This is a genomic window from Moritella sp. (genome assembly GCF_033791185.1).
GTDB lineage: Bacteria > Pseudomonadota > Gammaproteobacteria > Enterobacterales > Moritellaceae > Moritella.
In genome coordinates this window covers 1-6251 of record NZ_JASJHF010000081.1, presented here as the reverse complement: position 1 = coordinate 6251, position 6251 = coordinate 1, and the positions used below count along the sequence as shown (strand labels likewise).

Below are 6251 nucleotides of genomic sequence, written 5' to 3'. Positions count from 1 at the left end.
TAATCAATATTTTTGAATTCATCAGTGTAGTATTCAACAGCAGGTAAGCGAAAGAATATCTTACGAGAATAAAACCAGTCATAAGAGGCGCTAATACGAGTGTTTTGTATAGTCCTAACGTCTTCGCCCGTTTCGGCGTCTTTTATTTTAGAATAGTTTGTAGCAGTATTTATTAATATGCGATCGGTAGCGGTTAAGCGACTAAGCTTAATTTGGCCACTATAATCAAATTTTTCAGTATTACCACTTCGATAGTTAACACCTAAACTAACATCGCCAGCCCATAAACTTTTACCACTTGCTTCCGATGCAGCTATACCTAAAATATCGCTCGCTTTAAAAACTTTGTTAGGGCGCTCCATAAATGACATTTTACCATTACTGATGACCATCTTACCTTCAACAACTTCATCATTGCTAAAACGAATACTCATAATTTCACTACCACGTAGCTCCGAGATATCATCCATATCAATATCGATAGAGCCTAGTTCATCTGAATCAAAATCCATCGAATCTTGATACATAGAGATGATTTCACCTTTCAGTAACTCACCATTTGTTAATAAAATCCAATCAAAGTATTTCGGCTCGCCAGGAATGTGTATGCTAATTGGCTTAACCACTATATCTGCTGTTGTGGTTGACTCTACTGTGGTCGATTCAACCGTTTTCACTTTAACAATTGAAGACTCGATCTCTTTGGGATCATCTTTTGGATCAGTCTTGGTAGCTTTTTCTAATTCACCTGCTTTTAATTCAGTTTTTTCTAAATCAGGATTTTTTGATTCACCTATTTTGAATTCAGTTGTTTCAATTTCAAGGTTTTCTGAAGTAATCTTTACAGGTTCTGGCTTTTTAGATTCGGTATCTTCAGCGGCCCAAACTGATGTTATAGGCGCAGCTACTAAAGTTACAATGAATAAGCAGGTGCGGCTTAAACTTTTCATCAGGTTAATACTTCCATTTCAAATTATTATTAAAGTGAGTCATCGTGACTTTATTTTGATAAGCAAACACTTTACAAAAAACAGTCACTAAAATCCAATTTATTTATTTATTAAAGAGCTACCTAGCACTAAGTACTAGATAGCTACAGTTAACTATAAATTAGCAATAGTTATTTTTTGCTCTGCTAGTGTTGCTAGCATAGATTCTGCGTCGTTAAGCTTTTCTTGCTCTTTAGCAATAACTGCCGGTGGTGCTTTACTTACAAAGTTGTCATTGCTTAGTTTTCCGCGCGTACGCTGAACATCTTTCTCAAGCTTTTCAATGGCTTTAGATAAACGTGCAAGCTCTGCATCTTTATCAATTAAGCCGGCCATAGGAATAAGTACACTCATATCGCCAATAACAGCAGTTGCTGATGCAGGGCCTTCATTGCTGTCGCTTAATACTTCAATGCTTTCTAACTTAGCTAGTGCACTTAAGAACTGTTCGTTGTCATTTAAGCGGCGTACATCTTCACTTGTAGCACCTTTTAAAAATACTGGTAGCGGCTTGCTTGGCGCAATATCCATTTCACCACGAATATTACGAATCGCTACTATAAAGCTCTTAACCCATTCTAAATCACTGATTGCCTGCTCATCTAATTGGCTTTCATCAAATTGTGGGAAGCTTTGCATCATAATGCTATCTACTGTTACCGTTTTCGCCGTAAGTGGCACAACACGTTGCCAAATAGTTTCAGTAATGTAAGGCATAATAGGGTGCATTAAACGCAACAATGCTTCTAGTACTGTTACCAAAGTGTGGCGTGTGCCACGCTGCTCAGCTTCATTACCTTTAAACAGTACAGGTTTAGTAAGCTCTAAGTACCAATCACAGAATTGATTCCAAGTGAATTCATATAACGCTTGTGCAGCTATATCAAAACGGAAGGTGTCGAATGCTTGATGAACGGTTTGCACTGTTTGTTGGAACTGACCGATGATCCATCTGTCGGCTAATGATAACTGCATTTCGCCGCCATCTTTACCGCAATCATGCTCTTCGGTATTCATTAATACGTAACGGCTGGCATTCCATATTTTGTTAGTAAAATTACGGTAACCTTCTAAGCGTTTCATGTCCCAGCTAATGTCACGACCGGTTGATGCTACAGCGCTTAAGGTGAAGCGTAGGGCATCGGTGCCGTGTGCTTCAATGCCGTTCGGGAATTCTTTTTTGGTTAGCTTGGCAATTTTGTCAGCAAGTTTTGGTTGCATCATATTACCAGTACGTTTCTCAAGTAAATCGTCTAAAGAAATACCGTCGATCATATCTAATGGATCAACAACATTACCTTTTGATTTACTCATCTTATCGCCATTTTCATCGCGAATAAGGCCGGTTACATAGACCTTTTTAAAAGGTACTTGGGCTTTACCGTTTTCATCTTTGTTGAAGTGCATAGTCATCATGATCATGCGTGCAACCCAGAAGAAAATAATATCAAAACCAGTCACTAACACATCCGTTGGATGGAAGTTTTTTAAGTCTTCAGTATCTTCAGGCCAGCCTAACGTAGAGAAGGTCCAAAGTGCCGATGAGAACCAAGTATCTAGTACGTCATTGTCTTGTGACAATACCACTGAATCATCCATCTTGTGATTAGCGCGCACCTCGGCTTCTGTTCTGCCAACATAGACTTTGCCATCTTCATCATACCAAGCTGGAATTCTATGACCCCACCAAAGTTGACGTGAAATACACCAGTCTTGAATATCGCGCATCCAAGAAAAATACATGTTTTCGTACTGCTTCGGCACAAACTCAATTTCGCCATTTTCAACGGCTGCAATGGCTGGTTTTGCTAATTTTTCAACACGTACATACCATTGGTCAGTAAGTAGGGGTTCGATAACAACACCAGATCTGTCGCCATATGGCACGGTTAAGTCGTGGTCTTTAATTTCTTCAAGTAATTCTAAACGATCAAATTCACTGACAATCGCTTTACGTGCTGCAAACCTGTCTAAGCCAGCGTAATCACTTGGTAAGCTAGAGTCATAAGCATCACAAAGCTCGCCTTTTGAGTCATACACTTCAGCGTCTGCTAAAATAGCGGCATCTTTATCGAAGATATTGATCAAAGGCAGAGCATGGCGCTTGCCTACTTCGTTATCATTGAAATCATGAGCTGGGGTTATTTTTACACAACCTGTGCCTTTTTCAATATCTGCGTGATCATCGCCAACAATTGGAATTAAACGATTAACGATTGGCAATAAAATTTGCTTGCCAATTAAATCTTTATAACGCGGATCTGCAGGGTTTACCGCAACACCGGTATCACCAAGCATAGTTTCTGGTCGAGTTGTGGCAACAACAATATAGCCTTTACCATCTTGGGTTTTTACGCCATCCGCTAATGGATAACGGAAATGCCACATAAAGCCTTTCTTGTCTTTATTTTCAACTTCTAAGTCTGAAATGGCGGTATGTAATTTTGGATCCCAGTTAACTAAACGTTTACCACGATAAATTAAATCATCTTCAAATAAGCGTACAAATACTTCTTGTACGGCATTGCTCATGCCATCATCCATGGTAAAACGCTCGCGCGTCCAATCAATTGAGTTACCAAGGCGCTTCATTTGTGTGCCAATAGTACCGCCAGACTCTTCTTTCCAGTCCCAAATTTTGTCAATAAACGCTTCACGACCATAGTCATGACGAGTTTTATTTTCTTCGGCGTTAATTTTACGTTCAACCACCATTTGCGTAGCAATACCAGCGTGATCGGTACCTACTTGCCAAAGGGTATTACGCCCTTGCATACGTTGGTAACGAATAAGCGTATCCATAATAGTTTGCTGAAAGGCATGGCCCATATGCAAGCTACCAGTAACGTTTGGTGGTGGAATGGCAATACAGTAGCCATCGCCTTCGCCAGTAGGACTAAAATAACCTTTCTCTTCCCAAGAAGAATATAAAGATTGCTCGATTTCTGAAGGATTGAATGTTTTTTCCATGGTATGTCTTTTATTACGCTGCTTGGGTGGCTTTACAAGTTTCAACGCTAAAGCCTAATTGTTGATACCCACGGTATCTTAATCTGGCTTGTTTTTTTAGCTCATCTTGTTCAGGCACAAAATCTATGATTTGTGAAAACTGGCGAGCAAAGTCAGGGACATTACTCGACAAATTAATTAATACGTTTCTATTGTTGGTTGGCGCTTGCCAACTTATTTCAACGGGTGAACCACTATGCAAACCTTCACCAGGTAAGTTATGTGGCACAAAGCTTTGGGCATCGAACGCCCAAAGTAATTCATCTATTTGATGTGCCGACTTTTGATCGTCGACATAAATAAATACTCGTTGTTTTTTTCTATATAAATCTGCGGCTTGTACACAGGCAAGCTCAAGGTGATCTGCGCTTTGATTTACGCTTTCTTCATCCGCACTATCGCTAGCGCCATTGAGTAAATGAAAGATCACTTGAGCCGTCATCATTATTCGCCTTGTTCCTGACCACTACGGTTTATTAAATATTGCGTTAACATACTTACCGGGCGACCTGTAGAGCCTTTGTTCGCTCCGCCGCGCCATGCAGTACCGGCAATATCTAAATGTGCCCAGTGATATTTCTTGGTAAATTTAGACAAGAAAATCGCTGCGGTAATAGTACCCGCTGCACGACCACCTAAATTAGTGAAATCCGCAAATGGGCTTTCTAATTGATCTGCATAGTCGTCCCATAACGGTAAGCGCCATGCTCTGTCGCCACTTTGATCGGAAGCATTTAATAACTCATGCGCCAGAGGGTTGTGCGAGCTTAATAAACCCGTTGCATGTGCGCCAAGGGCAATAACACAAGCACCGGTTAATGTTGCTACATCGATAACCGCTTCAGGGTCAAAACGTTCAACGTAAGTAAGTGCATCACATAACACTAAGCGACCTTCAGCATCGGTATTTAATACTTCAACTGTTTGTCCCGACATAGTCGTTAAGATATCACCAGGACGATACGCGTTAGCATCTGGCATATTTTCACAGCCAGCTAAAATTGCGACAACGTTAATAGGTAAATCAAGCTGCGCTAATGAATTCATTGCACCTAACACACCGGCAGCGCCGCCCATGTCATATTTCATTTCATCCATAGCTTCGCCAGGTTTTAATGAAATACCGCCTGAGTCAAAGGTTAACCCTTTACCCACTAATACGATTGGCTTTGAATCATCACCCGCGCCATTATAAGTCATTACACTCATTAGAGACTCGTTGACGCTACCTCGGCCTACCGCAAGGTAAGAGCCCATGCCTAAGCTTTCCATTTCAGCTTCATTGACAACATGTGTCGACACTTTAGCGTGCTCAGCAGCTAATTTATGTGCTTGATCGGCTAAATAAGCAGGGTTACAAATGTTTGGTGGCATATTGGCAACGTCTTTACATACCTTAATACCGGCGGCAATGCCTAAACCGTGATTAATTGCGCGCTCACCTAATGGTAATTCACGACGTGTAGGTACATTAAATACTATTTTACGTAATGGCCTGCGAGCTTCTTCTTTACGAGTTTTCAAACCGTTAAAACTGTATAAGCAATCTTGTGTTGCTTCTACTGCTTGACGTACTTTCCAGTAGGTATCGCGGCCTTTAACATGCAGCTCAGATAAAAAGCATACCGCTTCCATCGAACCTGTTTCGTTAAGAGTACTAATTGTTTTGCTGATAATTTGGCGATATTGACGTTCGTCTAATTCGCGCTCTTTACCACAACCCACTAATAAAACACGCTCACTAAGAATATTAGGTACTTGATGAAGTAATAACATCTGCCCTGATTTACCTTCTAAATCACCGCGACGTAATAGGTTAGAAATATAACCACCACTAATTTCATCAAGTTGCTCAGCTACGGCTGATAAACGACGTGGCTCGTACACACCAACTACGATGCAGGCACTGCGTTGTTTTTCTGGGCTGCCACTTTTGACACTGAACTCCATGAACACTCCTATTAATATATTTAAATGCTAGTTTTGGGCTTGGTATACTGGTATTAGCTTGCTAAAATCTGTTTTAAGAAGATAGACTTACTTATACAATCAAGTTGGCTTTAGGCTATCATTATAGCCAGATTCAATTGATTCGTTTACAGAGCCCAAATTTTATTATTTGTAAAAACGGTAAGTTTACTTAAAAATGCATCAGTTGTCAGAAAAAAACTAAGTTTTTTGGATTAAATCAGTGATTATTTTTCGATATTTGTTCGGTGAAGTTGTTCGTACCCAGCTAGGTGTTTTCCTAGT

Annotated in this window: 4 protein-coding genes; all 4 read right to left on the bottom strand. The window is 40.3% G+C overall.

Going from position 1 to position 6251, the window contains the following annotated elements; translation table 11 throughout:
* Positions 1-950 (bottom strand): DUF481 domain-containing protein (locus tag QNK26_RS05025; protein WP_319221240.1); only part of this gene is annotated, 950 nt, incomplete at its 3' end.
* A gap of 153 nt (positions 951-1103) precedes the next feature.
* Positions 1104-3959, bottom strand: coding sequence for a valine--tRNA ligase (locus QNK26_RS05020; protein WP_319221239.1), 2856 nt, complete (start codon positions 3957-3959; stop codon positions 1104-1106).
* A 13-nt stretch (positions 3960-3972) separates the two neighbouring features.
* Positions 3973-4443 (bottom strand): DNA polymerase III subunit chi, encoded by a 471-nt coding sequence (locus tag QNK26_RS05015; RefSeq protein ID WP_319221237.1) that lies wholly within the window; start codon positions 4441-4443, stop codon positions 3973-3975.
* Positions 4443-5948, bottom strand: a complete 1506-nt coding sequence (pepA, locus tag QNK26_RS05010) for a leucyl aminopeptidase (protein WP_319221236.1) — start codon at positions 5946-5948, stop codon at positions 4443-4445. Before pepA ends, QNK26_RS05015 begins: the two co-directional genes overlap by 1 nt.
* Between the last annotated feature and the right edge of the window lie 303 nt (positions 5949-6251).

Bases quoted from the DNA above. Each gene is read 5' to 3' on its own strand.
- QNK26_RS05020 (WP_319221239.1), bottom strand. From the start codon at position 3,959: ATGGAAAAAACATTCAATCCTTCAGAAATCGAGCAATCTTTATATTCT.
- QNK26_RS05015 (WP_319221237.1), bottom strand. From the start codon at position 4,443: ATGATGACGGCTCAAGTGATCTTTCATTTACTCAATGGCGCTAGCGAT.
- pepA (WP_319221236.1), bottom strand. From the start codon at position 5,948: ATGGAGTTCAGTGTCAAAAGTGGCAGCCCAGAAAAACAACGCAGTGCC.